Origin of the sequence: Nonomuraea sp. NPDC049709 (genome assembly GCF_040674815.1) — a bacterium.
GTDB lineage: Bacteria > Actinomycetota > Actinomycetes > Streptosporangiales > Streptosporangiaceae > Nonomuraea.
In genome coordinates, this window is the sequence record NZ_JBFANM010000015.1 from 78,032 (window position 1) to 104,923 (window position 26,892).

A 26,892-nucleotide genomic window follows, 5' to 3' on the forward strand; every position below is an offset into this window, starting at 1 on the left:
CAGAGCCTACGCTGGTGCCCATGTCTACGTGGGAAGCCACCGGGGTTGGTTCGCATCCGGGTGAGGATCATCTTGAGGCGATCAGGATCGTGTTCGGCGAGGTGCCCGGCCTGCCGTACCTGCCAGAGCTGCCCGCCAGGGGCGTCGGGGCCGACATGGTCGGGCGCACGGCGGGGCTGCTGGTCGACCTGCATGTCGAGGTGCAGCCCTCCGGGTGGCGGCTGAGCGACCGGCCGGGGCGCGACCACCAGCGGGCCGTCGACCACCTGCGGCGCGACCTCGACGGGCTGGAGGAGATCGGGCACGACTACTCGGGGCCGCTGAAGCTGCAGGTCTGCGGGCCGTGGACGCTGGCGGGGTCGATCGAGCTCAAGTACGGGGACAAGATGCTCTCCGACGCCGGGGCCGTACGCGACCTGACCGCCTCGCTGGCGCAGGGGGTCGCGGATCACTGCGCCGAGGTGCGGCGGCGGGTGCCTGGGGTGACGGAGATCGTGCTGCAGCTCGACGAGCCCGGGCTGCCGGGCGTGCTGGCGGGCAACGTGCCGACCGCGTCGGGGTTCGGGCGGCTGGCGGCGGTCGAGGAGTGGCGGGTGGAGGAGTCGCTGCGACTGTTCGACGAGCCCGTGGTGCATTGCTGCGCCCCCGCCGTGCCGTTCGCCGTGCTGCGCCGGGCCGGGGTTCGCGGGGTCTCCGTGGACGCCGCGCTGCTGCGGCGCAGGGACGACGACGCGCTCGGGGAGCTGTTCGAGGCGGGGATGGCGCTGTTCCTGGGCGTCGTGCCGGGCAGGGACGTACGGCTGGCCGGGCCGGCGGTGGTGGCCAAGCCGGCGGTGGAGCTGTGGCGGCGGCTGGGGTTCGAGCCGGACCGGCTGGCGGCTCAGGTCGTGCTGACCCCGGCGTGCGGGCTGGCGGGGGCCTCTCCCGCGTACGCCCGGGCGGCGCTGGCGGCCTGCAGGAAGGCGGCCCAGGTGCTCAGGGACGATCCGGCGAACGGGATGCGGGGCGACTGAACGTGTCACCGTCGGTGCCCGGCGGTAGCGTTTGCTCAGGTTGTCGGATGGAAGGAGGGTCGGCGTGAGTGAGGCTGACACCGAGGTCGGAGGCGTGCCGGTGACCGCGCTCAAGCGGCATGCGGAGCTGAGCGAGCTGGTCGAGGACGCACGCTGGCGCTACTACGTGCTCGACCAGCCCACGGTGAGTGACGCCCAGTTCGACGAGTGGTTCAAGGAGCTGCTCACGCTGGAGGCGGCGCATCCGACGCTCCAGACGCCCGACTCGCCCACGCAGAAGGTGGGCGCGCCGGTCTCGGGCGATTTCGCCAAGGTTCAGCACCTCAACCGGATGGAGAGCCTCGACAACGCCTTCGACGCCGAGGACATGTCGGCCTGGCAGGCGCGGGCCGAGCGGCTGGCCGAGCGCGACCCCGGCCCCTACCTGTGCGAGCTGAAGATCGACGGGCTGGCGATCGCGCTGGTCTACCGCGACGGCAAGCTAGAGCGGGGCGCGACGCGCGGCGACGGGCGCACGGGCGACGACGTGACGGCCAACGTACGCACGATCAAGGGCATCCCGCACCGCCTCAAGGGCGACGACATCCCGTGCCTGGTCGAGGTGCGCGGCGAGGTCTACATCCCGGTCGAGGACTTCAAGAAGCTCAACGAGCAGCTGATCGAGCAGGGCAAGACGCCGTTCGCCAACCCGCGCAACTCCGCGGCCGGCACGCTGCGGCAGAAGGACCCGCGCATCACGGCCCAGCGGCCGCTGCGGATGCTGGTGCACGGCATCGGCCTCTGGGAGGGCGCGGCGGAGCCGCGGGCACAGTCGCACGTCTACGACCGGCTGCGGGAGTTCGGCCTGCCGGTGAGCGACCTCTACCAGGTGCTGCCGGGGCTCGACCAGATCAACGAGTTCATCGAGCACTACCACGTGCACCGGCACGACCCGCCCTACGAGATCGACGGCGTCGTGGTCAAGGTCGACGACTTCCGGCTGCAACGGGAGCTGGGCTCGACCTCGCGGGCGCCGCGGTGGGCCATCGCGTACAAATACCCGCCGGAAGAGGTCAACACCAAGCTGCTCGACATCCAGGTGGGGGTCGGGCGCACCGGGCGGGTCACGCCGTTCGCGGTGATGGAGCCGGTCGTCGTGGCGGGCTCGACCGTCGTGCGGGCCACGCTGCACAACGCGGCGATCGTGGTCAAGAAGGGCGTGCTCATCGGCGACACCGTGGTGCTGCGCAAGGCGGGCGACGTCATCCCCGAGATCGTCGGGCCGGTCACGGCGCTGCGTGACGGGTCCGAGCGGGAGTTCGTCATGCCGACGCACTGCCCGGAGTGCGGCACGGAGCTGGCGTACGAGAAGGAGGGCGACGCCGACCTGCGCTGCCCCAACGCGCGCAGTTGCCCGGCCCAGATCCGCGAGCGCATCTTCTTCGCCGCCGGCCGGCGCGCGCTCGACATCGACGGGCTCGGCTACGTCGCGGCCACCGCGCTCAGCCAGCCGCTGCCGCCGCAGGAGCCGGTGGTGCGCACCGAGGCCGACCTGTTCGACCTGACGCTGGAGCAGCTCATCCCGATCAAGTCGGTGGTCCGTGACCAGGACACCGGCCTGCCCAAGATCGACCCGAAGACGGGGGAGGAGAAGGTCGTCACCTTCTTCTCCAACATCAACGGCGAGCCCAGCCAGAACGCGCTGCGGCTGATGGAGGAGCTGGAGCGGGCCAAGCAGTCCTCGCTCGCGCAGGTGCTGGTGGCCCTGTCGATCCGGCACATCGGCCCGCCCACGGCCCGCGCCCTGGCCGACGCCATGAGGTCGATCGACGCCATCATGAACGCCTCCGAGGAGGAGCTGGCCGCGGTCGAGGGCATCGGGCCCAGGGTGGCGGCCACGGTCAAGGAGTGGTTCGAGGTCGACTGGCACCGGGAGATCGTCGAGCGCTGGCGGGCCGCCGGGGTCCGGATGGAGGACGAGCCGGCTCCCGAGAAGGGGCCGCAGACCCTCGAAGGGCTGACGTTCGTGGTGACCGGCACGCTGGAGGGCTACACGCGTGACTCGGCCTCCGACGCGCTCACCAGCCGGGGCGGCAAGGTGTCGGGGTCGGTGTCGAAGAAGACCTCGTTCCTGGTGGCGGGGGAGAACGCGGGGTCGAAATACGACAAGGCGGTGAGTCTCGGCGTGCCCATCCTCGACGGGGCCGGGTTCGAGGTGCTGCTGAAGGAGGGGCCGGAGGCCGCGGCCGGGGCGGTGGTAACTCCGGAGGCCTGATCCCCGTTCTGCCGGGGCTCGCTCGTGTGGACGAGCGGGCCCCGTTGTCGTGTGCCCCGTCGTGTGCCCCGTCATGTGCCCCGTCATGGGTCGTGTCGCGGATCGCTCGGATCTTAGCGTGCATGGTTTGCTACTGAGGGTGCTTTTTGGGTATATGTCGGAAAGGAGAAGTGACGGAACGTACGCGCTTGGTTTCGCGAAGTGGGGTGAAGGTCGTACCCTCCCATAGTGACCTAATGGGGGTTCTGTTACCGATGACTGACCCAACCGACACCCGCGACACTGGACCACGCGTCGGCACGCCACTGTGGGCGTTCCTCGCGGGCATCACCGTGATCGGCTTCACCGCCCTGGTGGTGGCCATGCTCAGGCTGGACCCGGCCGGTCTCGTCGAGCTCGCCCGCATGCCGTTGTTCTGGGTGCTCGGGGTGCTGGTGGTCCTGGGTGAGCTGCGGCCCGTGATGGTGTCGTCCGCGACGACCGTGGGCGGCACATATCCGTCCACCATGTTCACCTTCGCCGTGCTGCTGCACTTCGGGCTGCCGGTGGCGGTGCTGATGCAGGCCGTCGCCGTGGCCATGAACGGCGTGGTGACGCGCAAGGCGTGGCACCGGGTCATGTTCAACATCGCACAGTCCACCCTGGCGCTGACCGCGGCGGCCGTGGTGCTGGGGACGTTCGGGATCGTTCCGAGCCCGGCCGCCCCCTGGGTGCCGAGCGGGGCCGACCTGCTGGCGATCGCGCTGGCCGGGGTCGCCTATTTCGCCACCAGGGCCACCCTCGTCTCCGGCGCGGTCGCGCTGCACGAGCGGCGCTCGATCATGCGCGTGCTGAAGGCCACCGTGGGCCCGCAGGGGCTCGTCTACACCGGGCTGCTGGGCCTGGCCCCCCTGGTCGTCGTGGTCATGAACCACTCTCCCGGGCTCGTGCCCCTCTTCGTCGCCCCCCTGGCCGCCGTCTACTTCACCGCCACGCTCTCCATGCGCCGCGACCACCAGGCCCTGCACGACGAGCTGACCGGCCTGCCCAACCGCAAGATGCTCATCGTCAGCACCGAGGAGGCGCTGGCCGAGGTGCGCCAGGACGAGCGGGTCGGCCTGTTCCTGCTCGACCTCGACCGGTTCAAGGAGGTCAACGACACGATGGGCCATCCGGTGGGCGACCGGCTGCTGCAGATGGTGGCGCACCGGCTCACCCACTCCGTACGGCCCGGCGACGTCGTGGCCCGGCTCGGCGGTGACGAGTTCGCGGTGCTCCTGCCGTCCATCAGGGACGCCCACGCGGCCAGGGAGGTGGCGGCCCGGCTGCGGGCGGCGCTGACCGAGCCGGTACGGCTGGAGGGCATGACCTTCGACCTCGACGCCTCCGTCGGGATAGCGCTCTATCCGGACCACGCCCCCGACTTCGAGCTCCTGCTGCAGCGCGCCGACGTGGCCATGTACCTGGCCAAGGAGGGCCGTACGGGCGTCGAGCTCTACCAGCCGGACAAGGATCGCAACTCCCCCGAACGCCTCACCCTGCTCGGCGACCTGCGTCGCGCCATCGACAACCGCGAGCTGCGCCTGCACTACCAGCCGAAGGTCGCCCTGGGCACCGGCGACGTGCAGGGGGTCGAGGCCCTGCTGCGCTGGCGGCATCCGGTGCACGGGCCGATCCCGCCGTCGGAGTTCGTGCCGCTGGCCGAGCAGTCGTACCTGATGCGGCAGCTCACGGCGTACGTGGTCGAGGAGGCCCTGGAGCAGGCGGCCGCCTGGTGGCACACCGGGCTGCGGGTGCAGATCTCGGTCAACATCTCCGCCCGCGACCTGCTCGCCTCCGCCCTGCCGGAGCAACTGGAGGTGGGACTGGCCCGGTACGGCCTGCCGCCCGCGGCCATCCAGCTGGAGGTCACCGAGCGCATCCTGACCGGCGACCAGGCCTACACCCAGGAGACCATCAAGGCCCTGGCCACGCTCGGTGTCCCCCTGGCGCTCGACGACTTCGGCACCGGCTACTCCTCGCTGATCCGGCTCCAGCGGCTGGCGGTGTCCGAGGTCAAGATCGACGCCTCGTTCGTCCGCCGGATCGCCGAGTCCGAGGACGACTACCGGATCGTCCGCTCGATCGTGGACCTGGTCCGCTCGCTCGGGCTGAGATCGGTCGCGGAGGGCGTGGAGTCGGACGACGTGGCGATGCGGCTGGTGGAGATGGGCTGCGAGGTGGGCCAGGGCTGGCTGTTCGGCCGGCCGATGCCGGCCGCCGAGGCGGCGGTGTGGCTGCGCGACCGGGCGGGGACGGCGGTCGAGTACGGCTACCAGCCCGAGGTCAGCAGCTCGGCCTGAGAAGCATCGAAACGTACTTCGTCGAAGTACACTTCGTCGAAGTACACTTCGATATCTTGGGGGCGACTTGATCGCGAAGCCTGATCACATCTTCGGCAGGGACTCCGAGTGGCGGGCCTTGGCCAGGTTCGCCGACCGCGTCGGGCGCACTCCGCAGATGGGTGTCGTCAGCGGGCGACGTCGCCAGGGGAAGACCCTTCTGGTGGAGAGCCTCGCCGAGGAGTTGGGGGGCTTCTACTTCGGAGCGACGGAAGCGACTGTGGCGGAATCGCTGAGCATGTTCTCGGCGACGCTCGCCGCGTACGCAGGGGAACCTCATTCATACCGGTTCGCCGACTGGGATGAAGCGATCCGGCGTCTCTTCGCGATCAGCGCCGAGCGGCGCCAGCTCATGGTGATCGACGAGTTTCCGTACTTGAGCAAGGCGGCGCCCGCTCTGCCTTCCATCGTGCAAAGGGAGATCGATCGGGCGGTTTCCAGGGATGCCCCGGTGTCCCTGATTCTCTGCGGGTCGGCGATGTCCGTGATGGGGCGCTTGCTCGCGGGGAACGCGCCACTGCGTGGCCGGGCGTCGTTGGAACTCGTCATCCGCCCCTTCGATTACCGCACAGCCGCGGACTATTGGCGCGTGACGGACCGGAAACTGGCCGTGCGGACTCATGCGGTGGTCGGAGGGTCGCCCGCCTACCGCCGGTTCGTGCACGGTGACACGCCCAAGGGGCCGGAGGACTTCGACGACTGGGTTCGGCGAACCGTGCTCGAGCCGAGCAGTTCCCTCTTCAGGGAGGCGCGCTATCTCCTCGAGGAGGAGGCCGACGTGCGCGATTCCGCGCTGTACCACTCGGTCCTCGCGGCGGTGGCGACCGGCAACGGCACGCGAGGCGCGATCGCTGCCTACGTCGGGCGTAAGGCGGCCGACATCGGCCATCATCTCAACGTGCTCGAAGACAGCTGCCTGCTCCGGCGGGAGCCGGACGTGTTCCGGCCGTCGGGCTCGGTCTACCACGTCTGCGAGCCGTTGATCAACTTCTACCACGTGGTGATGCGGCCACGCTGGTCGCTGCTGGAGGTCGGCCGGGCGGCCAACGTCTGGGAGGACTCCCGCGCCAGATTCAGCGATCAAGTGCTTGGCCCGCACTTCGAGGAGATGTGCCGGCAGTTCGTGATGATGGAGCCCGACTTCTTCGGCGGGCTTCCCGGTGAAGTGGGATCCGGGACCGTCACGGATCCCGTACGGCGGGAGCAGATTCAGGTAGACGTCGTCGTCTTCGCGCCTGCCATGCCCGGCGAGCAACGGCGGGTTCTCTCCCTGGGAGAGGTGAAGTGGGGCAAGGCCATGGGTTCCGGGCATGTGGCGCGGCTCAGGAGGGCCAGGGACCTGCTCGACGCCAAGGGGTACGACGTGCGCGACACCGTGCTGACCTGCTACAGCGGCGTGGGGTTCGACGCCTCACTGTCCGGGGAGCGGGACGTGCGGGCGGTGGGGCTGGACGAGCTCTACGGGTGAGGTGGCCCCAGGGGCTTAATGGTTCGGGGCTGCTCGGTCAAGGCCCCTAGGATGGCAGTGTCCAAAGACTCCATCCACGAAACGGGTTCAACGACTCATGTCCGCCATAACCCGCGACGAGGTCGCACACCTGGCCCGGTTGTCCAGGCTGGCGCTGACCGGCGACGAGCTCGATCACTACGCCACCCAACTCGATGCCATCATCGAGGCGGTCGCGAAGGTGGCCGAGGTCGCCGCCGAGGACGTGCCGCCTTCGTCGCACGCGCTTCCGCTGACCAATGTCTTCCGTGCCGACGAGGTGCGACAGTCCCTGACGCCTGACCAGGCGCTCTCCGGCGCCCCCGCCGTCGAGGACGACCGATTCCGGGTGCCGCGCATCCTCGGGGAGGAGGCATGAGTTTGATCCGCAAGACCGCTGCCGAGCTGGGTTCGATGATCGCCGATGGCGAGGTGTCGGCCGTCGAGGTGGCCGAGGCGCATCTCGACCGCATGGCCGAGGTCGAGCCCAAGGTCAAGGCCTTCCTGCACGTCGATCGCGAGACGACGCTGGAGCAGGCACGCGCCGTGGACGCCAGGCTCAGGGCCGGTGATCGGCTCGGCCCGCTGGCCGGGGTGCCGATCGCGCACAAGGACATCTTCGCCACGCGCGACATGCCCACGACCGCCGCCTCCAAGATCCTCGAGGGCTGGCGGCCCCCTTACGACGCGACCGTCACCGCGCGCCTGCGCGAGGCCGGGCTGGTCATCCTGGGCAAGACGAACCTCGACGAGTTCGCCATGGGCTCCTCCACGGAAAACTCCGCCTACCACACGACCCACAACCCCTGGGACCTGACGAAGGTGCCCGGAGGCTCGTCGGGCGGTTCGAGCGCCGCCGTGGCCGCCTACGAGGCGCCGCTGTCCACGGGCACCGACACGGGCGGCTCCATCCGGCAGCCCGCCTCGGTGACCGGGATCGTGGGGATGAAGCCGACCTATGGTGGTTCGTCCCGCTACGGGCTGATCGCGTTCGCGAGCTCGCTCGACACGCCGGGCCCGTTCGCGCGCAACGTGCTCGACGCGGCGCTGCTGCACGAGGCGTTCTCCGGCTACGACCCGATGGACTCCACCTCGGTCGACGCGCCCGTGCCCTCGGTGGTCGAGGCGGCCAAGAACGCCGACATCGCCGGCATGCGGATCGGCGTCGTCAAGGAGTTCGCCGGCGAGGGCTACCAGGCCGGCGTGCTGGCCCGCTACCACGAGGCCGTCCAACTCCTGGAGTCGCTCGGGGCCAAGGTCGTCGAGGTCTCCTGCCCGTCGTTCCTGACCGCGCTGCCCGCCTACTACCTGATCGCCCCCTCGGAGTGCTCCTCCAACCTGGCGCGCTTCGACGCCATGCGCTACGGCCTGCGCGTGGGCGACGACGGCACCCGCAGCGCCGAGGAGGTCATGGCGCTGACCCGGGCCGCCGGGTTCGGTCCCGAGGTCAAGCGGCGCATCATGCTGGGCACGTACGCGCTGTCGAGCGGCTACTACGACGCCTACTACGGCCAGGCACAGAAGGTCCGCACGGTCATCTCCCGCGAGTTCGAGGCCGCCTACCAGCAGGTGGACGTGCTGGTGTCGCCGACCACACCGACCACGGCGTTCTCGCTCGGCGAGCGCACGGACGACCCGATCGCGATGTACCTCGCCGACCTGTGCACGATCCCGTCCAACCTGGCGGGCAACGCGGCCATGTCCGTTCCGTGCGGCCTGGCCGACGAGGACGGCCTGCCGGTGGGCCTGCAGATCATGGCCCCGGTCCTGGCCGACGACCGCTGCTACCGCGTCGGCGCGGCCGTGGAGCAGGCCCTGGAGAGCCGCTGGGGCGGCGGGCTGCTGGCCAAGGCGCCGGAGCTGCAGGGGTAGGAGGGGACTGCGGCGTGCTCACGCAAACGCAACGATCTGAACTGAGGACCTCACCATGACTGCCGGTACGCTCATGCCGTACGACGAAGCGCTCGACCGGTTCGAGCCGGTGCTCGGCCTGGAGACGCATGTCGAGCTGGGCACCAAGTCGAAGATGTTCTGCGGCTGCAAGACGACCTTCGGCGCCCCGCCCAACACTCAGGTCTGCCCGACCTGCCTGGCGTTCCCCGGGGCGCTGCCGGTGGCCAACGCCGCGGCCATCGAGTCGACGATCCGCATCGGCCTGGCGCTGAACTGCTCGATCGCCGAGTGGTGCCGCTTCGCCCGGAAGAACTACTTCTATCCGGACATGCCGAAGAACTACCAGATCTCGCAGTACGACGAGCCGCTCTGCTTCGACGGCTACGTCGACGTCGAGGTCGGCGGCGAGACCGTGCGGATCGAGATCGAGCGGGTGCACCTGGAGGAGGACACCGGCAAGTCCACGCACGTGGGCGGCGCGACCGGGCGCATCCACGGTGCCGACTACTCGATCGTCGACTACAACCGGGCCGGCATCCCGCTGGTCGAGATCGTGACCAAGCCCATCCCGGGCACCGACCGGCTCGCGCCGGAGGTGGCCAAGGCCTACGTCACCGAGCTGCGGGAGATCATGCGCTCGCTCGGCGTCTCCGACGTGCGGATGGAGGAGGGCTCGCTGCGGTGTGACGTCAACGTCTCGCTGATGCCGCGCGGCTCGTCCGAGTGGGGCACCCGTACGGAGACGAAGAACGTCAACTCCCTGCGCAGCGTCGAGCGCGCCGTGCGGAGCGAGATCGAGCGGCAGGCGGGGCTCCTCGCCGCGGGCGGGAAGATCGTCCAGGAGACCCGCCACTTCCACGAGGACACCGGCACCACCACGTCCGGCCGGTCCAAGGAAGAGGCGCAGGACTACCGCTACTTCCCCGAGCCCGACCTGGTGCCGATCGCGCCCGACACGGCGTGGGTGGCCGAGCTGAAGGCGGCCCTGCCCGAGCTGCCGTCGGTCAAGCGCAAGCGGCTGCAGGCCGAGTGGGGGCTGTCCGACCTCGACATGCAGGCCATGCACAACGCCGACGCGATCGACCTGGTCGAGGCCACGGTCGCGGCCGGCGCCCCGGCGGCCGACGCGCGCAAGTGGTGGATGGGCGAGCTGGCCCGGCGGGCCAACGAGACCGGCACGCCGCTGGCCGACCTGCCCATCACCCCCGAGCAGATCGCCAGGGTGACCGAGCTGGTGGCCTCGGGCGCGCTCAACGACAAGCTGGCGCGCGAGGTGCTCGAAGGCGTGCTGGCCGGTGAGGGCACCCCCGACGAGGTGGTCGAGCGGCGCGGGCTGCAGATCGTCAACGACGAGGGCGAGCTGTCGGCGATCATCGACCAGGTGCTGGCCGACAACGCCGACGCGGCCGAGAAGGTGCGGTCCGGGAAGATCGCCGCCGCCGGTGCGCTGGTGGGCGGGGTCATGCGGGCCAGCAAGGGCAAGGCCGACGCGGGCCGCGCCCGGCAGCTCATCCTGGAGAAGCTGGGCGTCTCCGAGTAGGCAGGCCGTCCGGTGGGCCCCGTCGATTCGGACAAATCGGCGGGGCCGGTCAGCCAAGAACCGCTTATCGGGGTTCCCGGCCGGAGCCGCGGTTACTCCTCACGTGACGGTGCGAGTCCCCGGCGGGCCAGGAGCTTCCTGAACAGGGGCGTGAGCAGTGCCAGGGCCGCCAGCACCAGCAGCACGGCCGCGATCGGGCTGCGGACGAGCACGCTGACGTCGCCCGCGCCGATGGCCAGCGCCCGGCGGAGCTGGATCTCGGCCATCGGGCCCAGGATCATGCCGATCACCGCGGGGGCGACGGGCAGGCCGAAGCGCCGCATGGCGTAGCCGAGCAGGCCCAGCACGTACAGGACGAAGAGGTCCACCACGGTGCCGTTCAGCGCGTAGACGCCGAGGGCGGCGAACAGGACGATCCCGGCGTAGAGGTACGGGCGGGGGATGTGCAGGATCCGGGCCCAGAGCGGGGCCAGGGGCAGGTTCAGCACCAGCAGCATCGCGTTGCCGATGAACAGCGAGGCGATCATGCCCCAGACCAGCGCCGGGTTGTGGTCGAAGAGCTGGGGGCCGGGCTGCAGGCCGTACTGCTGGAAGGCGGCCAGCAGGATCGCGGCCGTGGCGGACGTGGGCAGGCCCAGCGTGAGCAGCGGGACCAGGGTGCCGGCCGCCGAGGCGTTGTTGGCGGCCTCCGGGCCGGCGACGCCCTCGATGGCGCCCTTGCCGTACTCCTCGCGGGCCACGCCGCGCGCCAGGCGCTTCTCGGCCGCGTACGACAGGAACGTGGGGATCTCCGCCCCGCCGCCCGGCAGCGCGCCGAACGGGAAGCCGAGCGCGGTCCCGCGCAGCCACGGGAGCCAGGAGCGCCCCCAGTCGGCCCGGCCCATCCACGCCCGCCCCACCGGGATCACCTCGGGCGGTACGTGGCGCAGCCGGGAGGCCACGTACAGGGCCTCGCCGAGGGCGAACAGGCCGACCGCCACGATCACCACGTCGATGCCGTCGAGCAACTGCGGGATCCCGAGCGTCAGGCGGGCCTGGCCGGTCTGCTGGTCGATGCCGACCAGCCCGATCGCCAGGCCGAGGCCGAGCGAGGCCAGGCCGCGCACGATCGAGCGGGACAGCACCGAGGACACGGCCGTGAACGCCAGGACGGCCAGGGCGAAGTAGTCCTCCGGGCCGAACGAGATCGCGAAGCTGACCACCGCCGGCGCCGCCACGACCAGCAGCGCCGTGGCGATGGTGCCGGCCACGAACGAGCCGATGGCCGCCGTGGCCAGCGCCTGGGCGGCCCGGCCACGCCTGGCCATCTTGTTGCCCTCCAGCGCCGTGATCATCGACGCCGACTCGCCGGGCGTGTTGAGCAGGATGGAGGTGGTGGAGCCGCCGTACATGCCGCCGTAGTAGATCCCGGCGAACATGATGAACGCGCTGGTCGACGGCACCGTGAACGTGATCGGCAGCAGCAGCGCCACGGTCATCGCGGGACCGATGCCGGGCAGCACGCCGACGAGGGTGCCGAGCGTGACGCCGATGAGCGCGTACAGGAGGTTGACCGGGGTGAGCGCGGCGGCGAACCCGTCGAGCAGGAGCTGGAACGACGTCACCTCAGATCACCCCCTCCAGCGGCCCGCCCGGCAGCGTCACGCCGAGGCCCTTGACGAACAGCAGGTACGTCGCCACCCCCATGACCACCGCGATCCCCGCCGCGCGCAGCTTGTGCTCGGCGCCCAGGGCCACGGACAGGCCGAAGAACAGCAGGCTCGCGCCGATGATCCAGCCGAGCACGTTCAGCAGGGCCGCGAACGCCAGGAAGATGCCGCTGACCAGGCCGACGCTGCGCCAGTCCGTGGGCGCGGCGGCGTCCACGTCCTCGCTCTCCTCGGGGTCGCCGTGCCCGCCGCGTACGACGTCGGCGACGTAGAACAGGCCGATGAGCACCATGGCGCCGCCCACCAGCATGGGGAAGAACCGCGGCCCGATGCCGAGCCGGGAGGCCGCCGCGGAGACGTCGAGCGTCCCGACCACGACGAGCACGCCCAGCACCAGCACGACGACCGCCAGCCCGAGCTCGGGCCGCCACCACCGAGTCATCAGGAGACGAGCCCCATCTCGGCGATGATCCCCTTGACCCGGGTCTGCTCGGAGTTGAGGTAGTCGGCGAACTGCTGCCCGGTCTGGAAGGAGTCGATCCAGCCGTTCTTGGCCACCGCGTCCTTCCACGGCTGCGAGTCGTGCATCTTGGTGACCAGGTCGGTCAGGGCCTTCTTGTCGGCGTCGGAGATCCCGCCGGGGGCGACGAAGCCGCGCCAGTTGGCCAGCTCGACGGCCAGTCCGGCCTCCTTCAGCGTGGGCGCGTCCAGGTCGGGCAGCCGCTCGCCGGAGCTCACGCCCAGGGCGCGCAGCTTGCCGGACTTCACGTGCTCCGCGAACTCGCCCACGCCCGAGATGCCGGCGCTGACCTTGTTGCCGAGCAGCTCGTTCAGCGCCTCGCCGCCGCCGGAGTGGGCGATGTAGTTGACCTGCTTGGGGTCCACGCCCGCGGCCTTGGCCATCAGGCCGGCCACGATGTGGTCGGTGCCGCCCGCCGAGCCGCCCGAGATGGACACCTTCGCCGGGTCGGCCTTCCAGGCCGCGACCAGGTCGGCCAGCGACTTGTACGGGGAGGCGGCCGGGACCACGACGATCTCGTACTCCTCGGTCAGCTTGGCGATGGGCGTGGTCTCGGCCAGCGTGACCTTCGACTTGTTCTGCTCGATGGCGCCCACCATGACCAGGCCCATGGTCATCAGCAGGTTGCCGTTGCCCTTCTCGCCGGCGAGCTGGGCCAGGCCGATCGTGCCGCCGGCGCCGGGTACGTTGAACACCTCGACCTTGCGCTTCGGGTCGGCCGCCTTGAACGCCTGCTCGGCCGTACGGGAGGTCTGGTCCCAGCCGCCGCCGGGCGCGGCCGGGGCCATGATGCGCAACGAGGCGTTGGCGGAGGTGCCCGACTCGCCACAACCCGTCAGCGCGCCGAGGGAGAGTGCCGCGAGGGCGGCGAATACGCGCAAGCGCATGATCACTCCAAGGGGGATTTCACGTCTATGGAACTGGCATGGTGAAGTTCCTTCCCCGCGGCGTCGAGGCTTTGCGCGGTTGCCGTCGTAGTGGTCGTATTGGTCGCGACCTGGACGTGACCTCCGTTTGTTTCCATGTGCAGGGTGAGACGGGTTCGTGACGCCTCCCTCGGGACCCAGCTGTTCGTGCTCCAGATGGTGATCGTGCTGCTCGCCGTGGGGGGCACCGGAGGCGTGTGGGCCGAGCACACGCGCGACCAGCTCGACTCGCTGCACCAGCAGCGGGCCCTGGCGATCGCCCAGTCGGTGGCCGGGCTGCCGCAGGTCCGCGAGGCGTTCGAGCTGGAGCACCCCGAGACGGTGCTGCAGCCGCTGGCCATGAGCGTCCAGCAGGAGACCGGCGCCGACTACGTCGTGATCGCCAACATCCACCAGAAGCGCTACGCCCACCCCAACGCCTCGCTGATCGGCAAGCAGCTGTCCACCGACGGCACCACGGTCCTGCGTACGGGCCGGAGCTGGGTCGGCACGGAGACCGGCACGATCGGCACCACGGTCCGCGGCAAGACGCCCATCCGCGACGAATATGGCACCGTCATCGGCCTCGTCTCCGTCGGCGTGCTGGAGACCACGGTCATCAGCCAGGTCTCCCGGGCCCTGCCGCCGCTCGTCTGGACCGCGCTGGCGGTGCTCCTCGCGGGGCTCGCGCTGGCCGCGCTGATCACCGCACGGGTGCGGAAGCAGACGTTCGGCCTGGAGCCGCGCGAGATCGCCGCGCTGCTGGAGCAGCGCGAGGGCGTGCTGCACGGCGTCAAGGAGGGCGTGCTCGCGCTCGACCTGGCCGGCCGGGTGACCCTGGTCAACGACGCCGCCCGCGAGCTGCTCGGCGAGGTGGGCGAGGACCTCACCCAGATGCCGGTCTCCGAGCGCATGCGCGACGTGCTCAGCGGCGCCGACCCGGGCGAGGACCGCGTGGTGCTGCACGGCGATCGCGTGCTGGTGCTCAACCGCACCCAGGTCTGGGTACGCGGGCGCCACCGCGGCTGGGTGGTCACCCTGCGCGACCGTACGGAGCTGGTCCGGCTGGCCCGCGAGCTCGACGACAGCAGCAGCGCCACCGAGGCGTTGCGGGCGCAGGCCCACGAGTTCGCCAACCGCATGCACACCGTCGTCGGCCTGCTGGAGCTGGGTGAGCACGACGCGGCCATCTCCTTCATCACCCGCACCACCGGCGGCGCGTACGCCACCGACCTGCCCGAACGCATCCAGGACCCCACCCTCGCCGCGCTGCTCCTGGCCAAGTCCGCCGAGGCGGCCGAGCGCGGGGCCACGCTCGTGCTGTCGGAGGACTCCTCGGTGCCCTCGGGCCTGCTCGGCGACCCGAGGGACGCGGTCCTGGTGGTCGGCAACCTGGTCGCCAACGCCATCGACGCCCTCGACGGGGCCGCGGGCACGATCGAGGTGTCGGTGCGGGCCGACGACGGCGGGCTGCACGTACGGGTCGGCGACTCCGGCCCGGGCATCGCGCCCGACCTGGTGGAGGAGGTCTTCAGGGAGGGGTTCACCACCAAGGCCGCGCACTCGGGGCCGCGCGGGCTGGGCCTGGCGCTGACCAGGCAGGCGTGCCTGCGCAGGGGCGGCTGGGTACGCGTACGGAACTCGGGCGGCGCCGTCTTCACCGCCCTGCTCCCGGTCAGGGGGCACCCGTGATCCAGGTGCTGGTGGTCGACGACGACTTCATGGTCGCCCGCATCCACAGCGGCTACGTGAGCCGCGTGCCCGGGTTCAGCGTCGTCTCCGTCGCGCACAGCGCGGCCGACGCGCTGGCCGCGGTCGCGGAGCTCCGGCCCGACCTCGTGCTGCTCGACATCTACCTGCCCGACATGTCCGGCCTGGAGGTGCTCAAGGCGCTCCACGACGTGGACGTCATCATGATCAGTGCCGCCCGCGACGTGCCCACCGTCAGGGAGGCCATGCGCGGCGGCGCGGTCAACTACCTCATCAAGCCGTTCACCGCCGCCGCGCTGACGGAACGCCTCCAGCAGTACGCCGACACCCGCAAGCGCCTGACCGCCATCGGCCCCGAGGCCCGCCAGGACGACGTGGACCGGCTCTTCGGCACCTTCATGACCGCCGCCCCCATGCCGAAAGGGTTGTCCTCGGCCACGTGCGCGCTGGTCGCCGATACCCTGCGGGAGGCGGGCCGCGACCTGTCAGCCACCGAGGCCGCCCAGCTCACGGGCCTGTCGCGGGTGAGCGCCCGCCGCTATCTCGAATACCTGTGCGCGGCCGGGCAGGCCGAACTCCGGCCGCGTTACGGCACGGCCGGCCGACCGGAACATCGCTACCGGTGGCTAGGTTGACACACTTCCGTAGTCATTTCTCGTGACATATGCGGATCCCCGTGCCTTACTGTTGCCTGAGACTTGGCTGCGGACCGGGAGGAGATTGAGGCGTGCGAAACGCCGGACCGATCGAGTCACCGACCGACCCGTTCGCCTCGGTGCCGTTACCCACGTCGGGCGTCTCCAAGAAGCCGCGGATCGAAGGGCTGCCTCCAGGTGTCTCCCGGGACATCTTCGGCCCGCCGGACCGGCAGGAGTCCCGGGGGAGCCAGGGCCCGAGCAACCAGGGCGGTTCGTCGGGCAAGGGCGGGCTGCCGCCGGTGGCGTCGCCCGCACAGCCCTGGCCGATGGCCGGCAAGGAGCCGCCGATCCCGCCCGCCCCCGTGTTCGGCGGTGGCGGCTCGCCGGAGCGGCCCGCCTCGTACGAGCCCGAGTCGCCCCGGCGCCGGCGCTTGCTGCCCGGCCTGATCGTGTTCGTGCTGCTGCTGGCGGCCCTGGCGTACGTGATCCCGGCCGTGCTCATGTCGGGATCGGTCTTACGCGGCACGCGCGTCTCCGGTGTGGACATCGGCGGGCTGACCGTGACGCAGGCGGCCGACAAGCTGCGCGGCGAGCTGGCCACCAAGCTCAGCAAGCCCGTGGTGGTGGACATCGGCGGCAAGAAGGAGACCATCCAGGCCGACGAGGCCGGGCTCGAACTCGACGTGGTCGGCACGATCGGGCAGGCGCCCAGCGGCTTCCCCAGCCCGGAGGAGGTGTGGCGCGGCCTGACCGGCACAACTGAGCTCCAGCCGAAGACCACCGTCGACTCCTCCCAGCTCACCAGGACCGTCGAGGGCATGGCCGAGGCCGCCGACAAGCGCGCGCACGAGGGCCGGGTGACCTTCATCGGGCTGCAGCCCAGGGCCCGGCAGCCCGAGGACGGCGTGCTGCTCGACAGAGACGACGCCGTACGCAGGATCAGCGCCGCGTTCCTCAGCGGGGGCGGCACGGTCGTCCTCACGCTCAGGCCCGCCAAGCCCGCCACCACCCCCGAGGCCGTCGAGGCCGCGCTGACCAAGGCGAGGGCCGCGGTCTCCGCCCCCCTGACGCTGACCCTCGGCGCCAAGCAGGCGCAGATCTCCCCGGCCATGATCGCCGCGAACCTGACGTACATCGCCGACGGCGACGGCGGCCTCGTGCCCCAGTTCAACGCCAAGGCGGTGCTGGAGGTCGTGGAGAGCAGCCTGGTGGACGCCGCGCAGCAGCCGCGCGACGCCACGTACGAGATCGTGGACGGCAAGCCGGTCCTCGTGCCCGCCCGCGCGGGTCGGGGGGTCAACGACAAGCTGCTGGCCAGGGACGCGGAGAAGGTGTTCGACCAGGGCGGGAGCCGTACGATCCCGGTCCGGCTGGGCACGGTCGCGCCCCTCGTGGAGACCTCGCAGATCCAGGGGCTCGGCATCAAGGAGCTCGTGAGCACGTTCACCACGAACTTCGACTGCTGCCAGCCCCGGGTGAAGAACATCCAGCGGATGGCGCAGGAGCTCGACGGCCACGTGGTGAAGGCGGGGGAGACGTTCTCGCTCAACGACGTCGTGGGCGAGCGGACGGCCGAGGACGGGTACGTCGAGGCGGGGCAGATCGTCGGCGGGCGGATGGTGAACATCATCGGCGGCGGGGCCTCGCAGTTCGCGACCACCATGTACAACGCGGCGTTCTTCGGCGGGTTCGAGGACGTGGCGCACCAGCCGATGGACTATTACGCGCCGCGTTACCCGGCCGGGCGGGATGCGGCGCTGCTGTATCCGGACCTGGATCTGAAGTGGCGTAACGACTCCGAGAGCGGTGTGCTGATCAAGACGGCCTTCACCGAGACGTCGGTGACGGTGGCGTTGTGGAGCACGAAGCGGTACGACGAGATCACGGTTGTGGAGTCGGAGCGCCGGAACTTCACGCCGTTCCGGCGGGAGAGCAGCTCTGCGGCTGACTGCCTGCCTACTGTGGGGGAGCAGGGGTTCACGATCGATGTGACCCGGGTCTTCCACAAGGACGGCAAGGTGGTCAAGAAGGACAAGAAGCTGACCACCAAGTACCGCCCCCAGGCCCAGATGACCTGCACCGCCGTAACCCGCTGAGGCCCCCGGGGTTCGGGGCGGGTTGTGGCCGCCCCGGCCTTCCCGGCTAGGGGCTGCGTCTCCGGCGCCTGGCTTCGCCGCGTCAACCCATGACTCCATCCGAAGGACCTCAGCGGGCTGAGGTCCTTCGGGGTTTCGGCGCGGGGTGCGGCGCTGTCGGGCGGAGGGCCCTTCGGCGGTGCGACGCCGGGGTCCCTCGGGCGGCGGTGGGCGAGCCCGCCTCCTGGCTTCGGGCGGGTGCCGTTGACGCGAAGGGTTTTCGCCCGCTGGTGAAGACCCGGATTCCTGAGGGACCTCAGCCGGCAACGGCGGCGTAGCGGGCTGAGGTCCTTGGTCGTGCCGTAGGGGCTTCGGAGAACGGGTCAGGACGGGGGAACCGAGAGGATGCGGTCGTCGCCGGGGCGGGGGGAGCCGCGGCCGTCCTTGTTGCTGGTGCCGACCCACAGTGTGCCGTCAGGGGACGCCGTGACCGCGCGCAGGCGGCCGTAGCGGTCGGTGAAGTGGGCCGCGGGGGTGCCGGCCGAGCCGTCCTCCCCGAGGGGGATCTGCCACAGCCGGGCCCCGCGTAGCGCGCCCACCCACAGCGAGCCGCTCGCGTACGCCATCCCCGACGGCGACGCCTCGCCGGTGGACCAGGTGAGGATCGGGTTGACGAAGCGCTGGTCGTCGCCGCGCCCCTCGACCTCCGGCCAGCCGTAGTTGGCCCCGGGCTTGATCAGGTTGACCTCGTCGTAGGTGTTGGCGCCGAACTCCGAGGCGTACAGGCGGCCGGAGCCGTCCCAGGCCAGGCCCTGCACGTTGCGGTGGCCGTAGCTGTAGACGAGGGTGCCGAACGGGTTGCCGGGCGCTGGGGCGCCGTCCACGGTCATGCGCAGGATCTTGCCCCCGAGCGAGTCGCGCTGCTGGGCCAGGTCGCGGTCGCCGGTCTCGCCGGTGGTGGCGTACAGGTAGCCGTCGGGGCCGAACTCGAGCCGGCCGCCGTTGTGGATGCCGCCCTTCGGGATGCCCCGCACGAGGAGTCGCTCGTCGGAAAGGCTGTCGCCGGACAGGCGGTAGCGGACGATCCGGTTGTCCTGTTCGGCGGTGTAGTAAAGGAAGATTTGCCCGTCCTTGGCCGCCACGCCCATCAGGCCGCCCTCGCCGTCCGGCCGCGCCCCCTCGATCGTCGCCAGCTCCGTCACCTTGCCGGCCGGGCTCACCCGCAGCAGCCGGGCCGAGTCCCGCTCGGTCACCAGCGCGTCGCCCCCGGGCAGGAACGCGATCGCCCACGGCACGGACAGCCCGGTCGCCACGTCCTTCGGATCGCCGGGGGCGGCGCCGGCGGGCACGGCGGCCGTGGGGAGCACCTCACCGCCGCTGGAGCCGGCGCCGGAACAGGCCGTGAGGGTGGTCAGAAGCATGATCGTCAGGAGCTTCTTCATGTGTTCCATACTTCCCCTGGAGTCGTAAGGTTCTCGGCATGAAGACCTGGGTTCCGTTCGATTCGGTGGCTGATGTACTGTCCGACCTTCCCGGCGTCGAATGTGCTGTCTATGACGGCACGTCCTCGATGCCGGAAGGGATGGACGAGGTAGAGGTATGGGTCCCGCCGCTGGTCACCGTGCCCGACGTGCCGGGGACGCTGGCCAGGATGAGCTCGTTGCGGCTGGTGCAGACCGTGACGGCCGGGGTGGATCCGTACCGTCCGCACATGCCCGAGGGTGCGCTGTTGTGCAACGCGCGCGGCGTGCACGACGCGGGGACCGCCGAGTGGGCGGTCGGGGCGATGGTGGCGGTGCTCAGGGAGTTCCCGGGGTTCGTGGACGCGCAGCGCAGGGGCGAGTGGACCTACCACCACACCGACGTGCTGGCCGACTCGACCGTCCTCATCGTCGGCTACGGCTCCATCGGCGCCGCGCTCGAAAGGCGGCTGGAGGGGTTCGAGGTGGACGTCGTACGCGTGGCCAGGAGCGCCCGCGACGGCGTGCACGCCATGGCCGAGCTGCCCGCGCTGCTGCCCGGGGCGGACGTCGTCGTGCTGCTCGTGCCCGCCACGGCCGACACCGCCGGGATGGTCGACGCCGGTTTCCTCGCGCGGATGAAGGACGGCGCCGTGCTGGTCAACGCCGCCAGGGGCGGGATCGTCGACACGGACGCACTGATCGCGGAGCTCAAAACGGGTAGGCTACGCGCCGCGCTCGACGTGACCGCGCCCGAGCCGCTGCCCGAGGGGCACCCCCTCTGGAGCGCGCCGGGCGTGCTGATCACTCCGCACATCGCGGGCAGCACCCCCGCGTCCGTGCGGCGCCTGCTGCGCCTCATCCGGGCTCAGTTGGAGCGTTACCTCGCAGGTGAGCCGCTGATCAACGTCATAACCGACTCGTATTGAGAGGATCCCGGAACGTGGCTGGTCCGTGACCTCCGGTGCGTACGGTTGCGTTTGCAGGGAGTTCCTGACTCACTGTCAAGGAGCTCTTGGCGGCAATTGGTCTGTCTGGTTATCAGATCGGTGACGACATCGGCGTTGTCACCACCCGCGCACCCGCGACAGCACACACTGGCGAAGTGATCGACCGGGCTTCGGCGGTCGCTGGTGCAGAGTTCGAGACGGGATGGGCAACGACTGTGATCCGCTGGCGTGATCCACGGGTGCCGCCGGCCGCCGCGGCGGCGGCAGGTGCGGTGGCGTTCGCCGCCGTCCTTCTGGCGCAGGCCCCGGCCACGATCACCGGTGCGGTCGCCGGAGGGCTCGCGGCGGTGATCGCCGCTGCCTCTCTGCTGGTCGCCTCGGTGAAGCAGGTCGCCACGCATCGCCCGACGGCGATGGGCGCGCGCTGGATGGGCGGCGGCGCCGTCATCTGGGCCGCGGGAGTGGCGCTGAGGTCGTTCGCCGAGGGCTTCGTGGTCAGCTTCGCCGACATGTTCGTCCTGCTCGGCACGGTGGTCACGGCGGGCGGGGCGCTGATCGCCGCCGACCGCAGGTTCCCGGCCAGGGTCGCTTTGCGGCATCTCACCGACGCCTACCTGTGCGCCGCCTCGCTCTTCATGATCGGCTGGGTCGTGGCACTGCGGCATGTCTACGCCGAGTCCGCCGACCCGCCCACGTTCACGCTCGTCATGCTGCCGCCGATGATCGCGCTGCTCGTGACGTGCGCCGTCATCCCGTCGGTGATCATGAGCCGGTCGCCCTCGTGGCTGCTCGGCCTGGCGGGGGTGGGCGTGCTGGCCACCATGACCCTGGCCGGGGTGGGCACGGCGGTGGCGCGGCTCCTCGACGGCGACCCGCAGCTCTGGAGCGTCATGCTCGCTCCCGTCGCCTTCCTGCTGGTGGCCGCCGTCCCGTGGGGCCCGCGGTTCGGGGAGAGCGGCAGGCCGGCCGCCGGTCACGTGGTCGGGCTCGCGCCGCTGGCGCTGGTCGGCGTGGCCACGATCACGCTGCTGGCCCACCAGGCGGGCGGCAACGCCGGGCCGCCGGTGTCCGGGGTCGTGGTGGTCGCCGCCTCCGTGGTGCTGCTCCTGCTGGTCCGGCTGTTCGTGGCCTCGGTCGCCAACGTACGCATGCGCGGCCTGGTCAAGCTGGGCGCCCGGCAGCTCAGGGAGCTGGCGGAGAGCACCGGCGACGTGGTGTTCACCTGCGACTACGAGGGCGTGGTCCGGGAGATCGGCGCCGGGGTGGAGGTCACCTACGGCTACCGCCCCGACGACCTGGTCGACGGGTCGATCTTCGATTACATCCATCCGGAGGACGTGCCAGGCATCCAGGAAGCCATGCGCGCCATGCACCAGGACGAGGAGAACGCCGCCCCCGGCGCCTGCCTGATCGCCTGCCGCGTACGCGCGGCCGACGGCACCTGGCGGCCCACCGAGTCCGTCGCCACCCGCCACGTCGGCGGCGCCGAGCTGATGCTCGTGACGACCAGGGACGTCAGCGACCAGGAGGCGCTGCGCAACCAGGTCGCCCACCTGACCTTCCACGACGGCATCACCGGGCTGCCCAACCGCGCCTACTTCGAGGAGCGCACCCGCGAGGTGCTCTCGGGGCGCACGTCGGGGAACGTGGCGGTGATCTTCCTCGACCTCGACGGGTTCACCTCGGTCAACGACTCGGTGGGGCACGCCAGCGGCGACTACCTGCTCGGGCAGGCGGCCCGCCGGCTGCGCGGGGCCGTACGCGCCGACGACACGCTCGCCCGGTGGGGCGGCGACGAGTTCGCGGTGCTCGTGGAGACCGGCGGCGAGGCGCAGGTCGCGGTGGACCTGGCCGAGCGGCTGGTCCGCGCGGTCTCGCAGGAGCCGTTCCGCGTCGCCGACCGCGACGTGGCGCTGACCGCGAGCGTGGGCGTGGCCTTCACCGAGGACGACATGCCGGCCGGCGACCTCATGCGCAACGCCGATGTGGCGATGGCGCGCTCCAAGGAGCTCGGCGGGCGGCGGGTCGAGGTGTTCGCCGCGCAGATGCACGCCGACGTGGTGCGCCGCCTGGAGCTGGCCGCCGACCTGCAGCGCGCGCTGATCGAGCAGCAGTTCGCGATCGAGTACCAGCCGGTCGTGGACCTGGCCACGTCGCGGGTGACCGCGGTCGAGGCGCTGGTGCGGTGGTGGCGCGGGTCGGTGTTCGTGCCGCCCGAGCAGTTTCTCGGCCCGGCCGAGGACACCGGGCTGATCGTGCCGCTGAGCGAGTGGATCCTGCGCGAGTCGTGCCGCGAGGTGGCCGCCTGGCGGGCCTCGTCCTGGGACATCGGGCTGTCGGTGAACCTGTCGGCGCGCCAGATCATGGCGCCCAGGTTCGTCGAGACCGTCGAGGAGGCGCTGAGCGAGAGCGGGCTGCCCGCCTCCGCGCTCACCCTTGAGGTGATCGAGGAGATGCTGGTCGAGGACGCCGAGGAGACGATGAAGCGGCTGTCCGAGCTGCGCGCCCTCGGGGTACGCCTGGCGATCGACGACTTCGGCACCGGCTACGCGTCGCTGGCCTTCCTCAGGCAGCTCCCCGTGGACATGATCAAGATCGACCCGTCCTTCGTCTCCGGCCTCGGCAGGGACGACACGCTGACACTGCTCACCCGCACGATCGTCCGGCTCGGGCACGACCTCGGGCTTATCGTGGTGGCCGAGGGCATCGAGCGTCCCGAGCAGCTCGAACTGCTGAAGCAGATGGGCTGCACGAGGGGGCAGGGCTTCCTGGTGGCACGGCCGATGGCGGCGCGCGGGGTCGACTCCTTGCGGCGGACGAGTCTCACTGTTTGAGACTTGTGTCCAGCAAGTTGACACTGGGGCGTTCCGAGCGGCTATGGTGTAAGCCATGCTTCGCAGTGAGATTCTCGTAGTACTTCGCCGGCGCGCAGGCCGATAGCGAAGCACGACGACCTGCGCGCCGCCCCAGACCCGCCACCTGGTGGGAAGGGGCCTTTTTTATGTCCTTAAGCGAGTAGCCACGCAAGGAACGAGCCGATGACCGAACGGATGACAGGTGCACAGGCCCTGGTGAGGGCGCTGGAGCACGTTGGAGTCGACACCGTGTTCGGGATCCCGGGCGGTGCCATTTTGCCGGCCTACGATCCTCTCTACGACTCGACCAAGGTCCGGCACGTGCTTGTACGGCACGAGCAGGGCGCGGGGCACGCGGCCGAAGGCTACGCGCAGGCCACGGGCAAGGTCGGGGTGTGCATGGCGACCAGCGGCCCCGGTGCCACGAACCTGGTGACGCCGATTGCCGACGCCTTCATGGACTCGGTGCCGATCGTGGCGATCACGGGCCAGGTGGCCGCTCCGATGATCGGCACGGACGCCTTCCAGGAAGCCGACATCTCCGGCATCACCATGCCGATCACGAAGCACAACTTCCTGGTCACCGACCCCGCCGACATCGCCCGGACGATCATGGAGGCCTTCCACATCGCCTCCACCGGCCGTCCCGGGCCGGTCCTGGTGGACATCTCCAAGGACGCGCTGCAGTCCGAGACCACCTTCAGCTGGCCGCCCACCATGCAGCTCCCTGGCTACCGCCCCGTCACCCGGCCCCACTCGAAGCAGATCCGCGAGGCCGCCAAGCTGATCGCCGAGGCCAAGCGGCCGATCCTGTACGTCGGCGGCGGCGTCCACAAGGCCGGCGCCTCGGCCGAGCTGCTGCAGCTGGCCGAGCTGACGAACATCCCGGTCATCACCACCCTGATGGCGCGCGGCACGTTCCCCGACAGCCACCCGCAGCACATGGGCATGCCGGGCATGCACGGCAGCGTCTCGGCCGTGGGCGCGCTGCAGAAGTCCGACCTGATCATCGGCCTGGGCGTGCGGTTCGACGACCGGGTGACCGGCCACCTGCCGTCGTTCGCGCCGTACGCGAAGGTCGTGCACGCCGACATCGACCCGGCGGAGATCTCCAAGAACCGCCACGCCGACGTGCCGATCGTGGGTGACTGCAAGGAGGTCATCAGCGACCTCATCGCCGCCATCCAGGCGTCCGGGCAGAAGGGCGACTACGCCGACTGGTGGACGGTGCTCAACGGCTACAAGCAGACGTACCCGCTGGGCTACGAGACGTTCGAGGACGGCTCGCTGGCCCCTCAGTACGTCATGGAGCGGCTGAGCGCGATCGCCGGTCCCGACGCCTACTACGTGGCCGGGGTCGGGCAGCACCAGATGTGGGCCTCGCAGTTCATCGGTTACGAGAACCCCGGCACGTTCATCAACTCCGGCGGCCTGGGCACGATGGGCTTCGCCGTCCCGGCCGCGATGGGCGCGAAGATGGGCCGGCCCGACGCCACCGTGTGGGCCATCGACGGTGACGGCTGCTTCCAGATGACCAACCAGGAGCTGGCCACCTGCGCCCTGGAGGGCGTGCCGGTCAAGATCGCCGTCATCAACAACGGTAACCTCGGGATGGTCCGTCAGTGGCAGACGCTCTTCTACGAGGAGCGCTACTCCAACACGGATCTGCAGAAGGCGCGCCGCATCCCGGACTTCGTCAAGCTGGCCGAGGCCTATGGTTGTGTGGGCCTGCGATGCGAGCGTCCCGAGGACGTGGACGCCGTGATCAAAAAGGCCATGGAGATCAACGACGTGCCTGTGGTGATCGACTTCGTCGTCCACCAGGACGCCATGGTCTGGCCCATGGTCGCGGCAGGCACCAGCAACGACGACATCAAGATCGCCCGTGACATGGCGCCGAAGTGGGAGCACGAGGATGAGTAGGCACACGCTGTCAGTGCTTGTCGAGAACAAGCCCGGTGTCCTGGCGCGCGTGTCGGCGCTGTTCAGCCGCAGGGGGTTCAACATCGACTCCCTCGCGGTCGGACCGACCGAGCACGACGACATCTCCCGCATGACCATCGTGGTCAGCGTCGAGGAGCTGCCGCTGGAGCAGGTCACCAAGCAGCTCAACAAGCTGGTGAACGTGCTCAAGATCGTCGAGCTCGACCCGTCGCAGTCGGTGCAGCGCGAGCTGATGCTGATCAAGGTCAAGGCCGACGCCGAGAGCCGTTCCCACGTGCTGGAGCTCGTCCAGCTCTTCCGCGCCCGCTGCGTAGACGTGGCGGCCGACGCGGTGACCATCGAGGTCACCGGCACTCCCGACAAGCTCGAGGCGTTCGTCAAGGTCCTCGAGCCGTTCGGGATCAAAGAACTCGTCCAATCGGGCATGGTGGCCATCGGCCGCGGCGCCCGCTCCATCACCGACCGGTCCCTCAGGGCACTGGACCGTACCGCCTGAAAGGTTTGAGCAAGTGACCGAGATCTACTACGACGACCAGGCCGACCTGTCGATCATCCAGGGACGCCACGTGGCCGTGCTGGGGTACGGCAGCCAGGGCCACGCCCATGCGCTCTCCCTGCGTGACTCCGGCGTGGACGTGCGCGTCGGCCTGCCCGAGGGCTCCAAGAGCCGCGAGAAGGCGGAGAACGACGGCCTGCGCGTGGTCACCCCCGCGGAGGCGGTCGAGGAGGCCAACCTCACGATGATCCTGGCGCCGGACCACATCCAGCGTCACCTGTACGCCGAGCACGTAGCCCCCAACCTGGTCGAGGGCGACGCGCTGTTCTTCGGCCACGGCCTCAACATCCGCTACGGCCTCATCGAGGCCCCCGAGGGCGTCGACGTCTGCATGGTCGCCCCCAAGGGCCCGGGCCACCTCGTGCGTCGCCAGTTCGAGGCCGGGCGCGGCGTGCCGTGTCTCGTGGCCGTCGAGAAGGACGCCTCCGGCAAGGCGCTCGACCTGGCGCTCTCGTACGCCAAGGGCATCGGCGGCACCCGCGCCGGCGCGCTGCGCACCACGTTCAAGGAGGAGACGGAGACCGACCTGTTCGGCGAGCAGGCCGTGCTGTGCGGCGGCGTCTCCGAGCTCATCAAGGCGGGCTTCGACACGCTCATCGAGGCCGGCTACCAGCCCGAGGTCGCCTACTTCGAGTGCCTGCACGAGATGAAGCTCATCGTCGACCTCATGTACGAGGGCGGCATCTCCAAGATGTACTGGTCGGTCTCCGACACCGCCGAGTACGGCGGCTACACCCGCGGCCCGCGCGTCGTGGGTGTCGAGGCCCGCCAGGAGATGCGCCGCATCCTCGGTGAGATCCAGGACGGCACCTTCGCCCAGCAGCTCGTCGAGGAGTTCGACAGCGGGCAGAAGGAGTTCCAGCGCTACCGTGACGAGCTGGCCGAGAACCCGATCGAGAAGACCGGTGCCAAGCTCCGTCCGATGATGAGCTGGCTCAAGGCCTGAGTTCCACACGCGCGACGGGCGGGAGTTGCTCCCGCCCGTCGCGCTTTTTCATGCCCGGGCGGGGAATGCGGTGACCCGTTCGCGGGGCGCTCGCCGAAGGGTGGTGCGAGGCATGGTTTTCATATGTCAGAAATTTCT

Annotated in this window: 19 protein-coding genes; 15 read left to right on the plus strand and 4 right to left on the minus strand. The window is 70.4% G+C overall.

Annotated features, from left to right (window positions below; genetic code table 11):
• Nucleotides 1–20: 20 nt before the first annotated feature.
• The 7 genes from AB0J69_RS17065 (at nt 21) to gatB (ending at nt 10,546) form a co-directional block, all read left to right on the plus strand.
• Entirely contained in the window at nt 21–1,013 is a 993-nt protein-coding gene (locus AB0J69_RS17065; protein WP_364117842.1) for a methionine synthase, read from the plus strand.
• A 64-nt stretch (nt 1,014–1,077) separates the two neighbouring features.
• Nucleotides 1,078–3,267 (plus strand): NAD-dependent DNA ligase LigA, encoded by a 2,190-nt coding sequence (gene ligA, locus AB0J69_RS17070; protein ID WP_364117844.1) that lies wholly within the window; start codon nt 1,078–1,080, stop codon nt 3,265–3,267.
• A 254-nt stretch (nt 3,268–3,521) separates the two neighbouring features.
• A complete protein-coding gene (locus AB0J69_RS17075) occupies nt 3,522–5,588 on the plus strand; it encodes an EAL domain-containing protein (protein WP_364117846.1) in 2,067 nt (688 codons plus the stop codon).
• Nucleotides 5,589–5,655: 67 nt separating this feature from the next.
• The gene (locus tag AB0J69_RS17080; protein ID WP_364117848.1) at nt 5,656–7,095 is read left to right on the plus strand and encodes an ATP-binding protein; all 1,440 of its coding nucleotides are present in this window, start codon (nt 5,656–5,658) and stop codon (nt 7,093–7,095) included.
• A 97-nt stretch (nt 7,096–7,192) separates the two neighbouring features.
• Nucleotides 7,193–7,492, plus strand: coding sequence for an Asp-tRNA(Asn)/Glu-tRNA(Gln) amidotransferase subunit GatC (gene gatC, locus AB0J69_RS17085; RefSeq protein ID WP_364117850.1), 300 nt, complete (start codon nt 7,193–7,195; stop codon nt 7,490–7,492).
• Nucleotides 7,489–8,985: an Asp-tRNA(Asn)/Glu-tRNA(Gln) amidotransferase subunit GatA gene (gene gatA / locus AB0J69_RS17090; RefSeq protein WP_364117851.1), complete on the plus strand. Its 1,497-nt coding sequence runs from the start codon at nt 7,489–7,491 to the stop codon at nt 8,983–8,985. The genes gatC and gatA overlap by 4 nt, the downstream gene beginning before the upstream one ends.
• A gap of 55 nt (nt 8,986–9,040) precedes the next feature.
• Nucleotides 9,041–10,546 carry an Asp-tRNA(Asn)/Glu-tRNA(Gln) amidotransferase subunit GatB gene (gene gatB / locus AB0J69_RS17095; RefSeq protein WP_364117853.1) on the plus strand — a complete coding sequence of 502 codons (1,506 nt, stop codon included), beginning with the start codon at nt 9,041–9,043 and terminating at the stop codon, nt 10,544–10,546.
• A 92-nt stretch (nt 10,547–10,638) separates the two neighbouring features.
• Here the strand turns inward: gatB and AB0J69_RS17100 are convergent, their stop codons facing one another.
• The 3 genes from AB0J69_RS17100 to AB0J69_RS17110 are packed head-to-tail and all read right to left on the minus strand — an operon-like array spanning nt 10,639 to nt 13,602.
• On the minus strand, nt 10,639–12,150 hold the full coding sequence (locus AB0J69_RS17100; protein ID WP_364117855.1) for a tripartite tricarboxylate transporter permease: 1,512 nt from the start codon (nt 12,148–12,150) through the stop codon (nt 10,639–10,641).
• 1 nt (nt 12,151) lies between these two features.
• A complete protein-coding gene (locus AB0J69_RS17105; RefSeq protein WP_364117857.1) occupies nt 12,152–12,637 on the minus strand; it encodes a tripartite tricarboxylate transporter TctB family protein in 486 nt (161 codons plus the stop codon).
• Nucleotides 12,637–13,602, minus strand: coding sequence for a tripartite tricarboxylate transporter substrate binding protein (locus tag AB0J69_RS17110; RefSeq protein ID WP_364117859.1), 966 nt, complete (start codon nt 13,600–13,602; stop codon nt 12,637–12,639). Before AB0J69_RS17110 ends, AB0J69_RS17105 begins: the two co-directional genes overlap by 1 nt.
• Before the next feature lie 135 nt (nt 13,603–13,737).
• On the opposite strand from AB0J69_RS17110, the gene AB0J69_RS17115 reads away from it, so the two are divergent.
• From AB0J69_RS17115 to AB0J69_RS17125, 3 genes are all read left to right on the plus strand, one after another.
• Nucleotides 13,738–15,312, plus strand: coding sequence for a sensor histidine kinase (locus AB0J69_RS17115; RefSeq protein WP_364117861.1), 1,575 nt, complete (start codon nt 13,738–13,740; stop codon nt 15,310–15,312).
• Entirely contained in the window at nt 15,309–15,965 is a 657-nt protein-coding gene (locus AB0J69_RS17120) for a response regulator (RefSeq protein WP_364117863.1), read from the plus strand. Before AB0J69_RS17115 ends, AB0J69_RS17120 begins: the two co-directional genes overlap by 4 nt.
• Before the next feature lie 92 nt (nt 15,966–16,057).
• Nucleotides 16,058–18,064 carry a VanW family protein gene (locus tag AB0J69_RS17125; protein WP_364117864.1) on the plus strand — a complete coding sequence of 669 codons (2,007 nt, stop codon included), beginning with the start codon at nt 16,058–16,060 and terminating at the stop codon, nt 18,062–18,064.
• Nucleotides 18,065–18,426: 362 nt separating this feature from the next.
• Here the strand turns inward: AB0J69_RS17125 and AB0J69_RS17130 are convergent, their stop codons facing one another.
• Nucleotides 18,427–19,485 carry a PQQ-dependent sugar dehydrogenase gene (locus tag AB0J69_RS17130; RefSeq protein WP_364117866.1) on the minus strand — a complete coding sequence of 353 codons (1,059 nt, stop codon included), beginning with the start codon at nt 19,483–19,485 and terminating at the stop codon, nt 18,427–18,429.
• 38 nt (nt 19,486–19,523) lie between these two features.
• Here AB0J69_RS17130 and AB0J69_RS17135 point away from each other — a divergent pair, with 38 nt between their 5' ends.
• The 5 genes from AB0J69_RS17135 (at nt 19,524) to ilvC (ending at nt 26,754) form a co-directional block, all read left to right on the plus strand.
• Complete coding sequence (locus AB0J69_RS17135) at nt 19,524–20,432, plus strand: 2-hydroxyacid dehydrogenase (protein WP_364117868.1); 909 nt, start codon at nt 19,524–19,526, stop codon at nt 20,430–20,432.
• Between the two features lie 236 nt (nt 20,433–20,668).
• Nucleotides 20,669–23,287 carry an EAL domain-containing protein gene (locus AB0J69_RS17140; protein WP_364117870.1) on the plus strand — a complete coding sequence of 873 codons (2,619 nt, stop codon included), beginning with the start codon at nt 20,669–20,671 and terminating at the stop codon, nt 23,285–23,287.
• Between the two features lie 204 nt (nt 23,288–23,491).
• Nucleotides 23,492–25,231, plus strand: a complete 1,740-nt coding sequence (locus tag AB0J69_RS17145) for an acetolactate synthase large subunit (protein ID WP_364117871.1) — start codon at nt 23,492–23,494, stop codon at nt 25,229–25,231.
• Nucleotides 25,224–25,748, plus strand: coding sequence for an acetolactate synthase small subunit (ilvN, locus tag AB0J69_RS17150; protein ID WP_364117873.1), 525 nt, complete (start codon nt 25,224–25,226; stop codon nt 25,746–25,748). The genes AB0J69_RS17145 and ilvN overlap by 8 nt, the downstream gene beginning before the upstream one ends.
• A gap of 22 nt (nt 25,749–25,770) precedes the next feature.
• Nucleotides 25,771–26,754 carry a ketol-acid reductoisomerase gene (gene ilvC, locus AB0J69_RS17155; RefSeq protein ID WP_364118030.1) on the plus strand — a complete coding sequence of 328 codons (984 nt, stop codon included), beginning with the start codon at nt 25,771–25,773 and terminating at the stop codon, nt 26,752–26,754.
• The last annotated feature ends 138 nt before the right edge of the window (nt 26,755–26,892 follow it).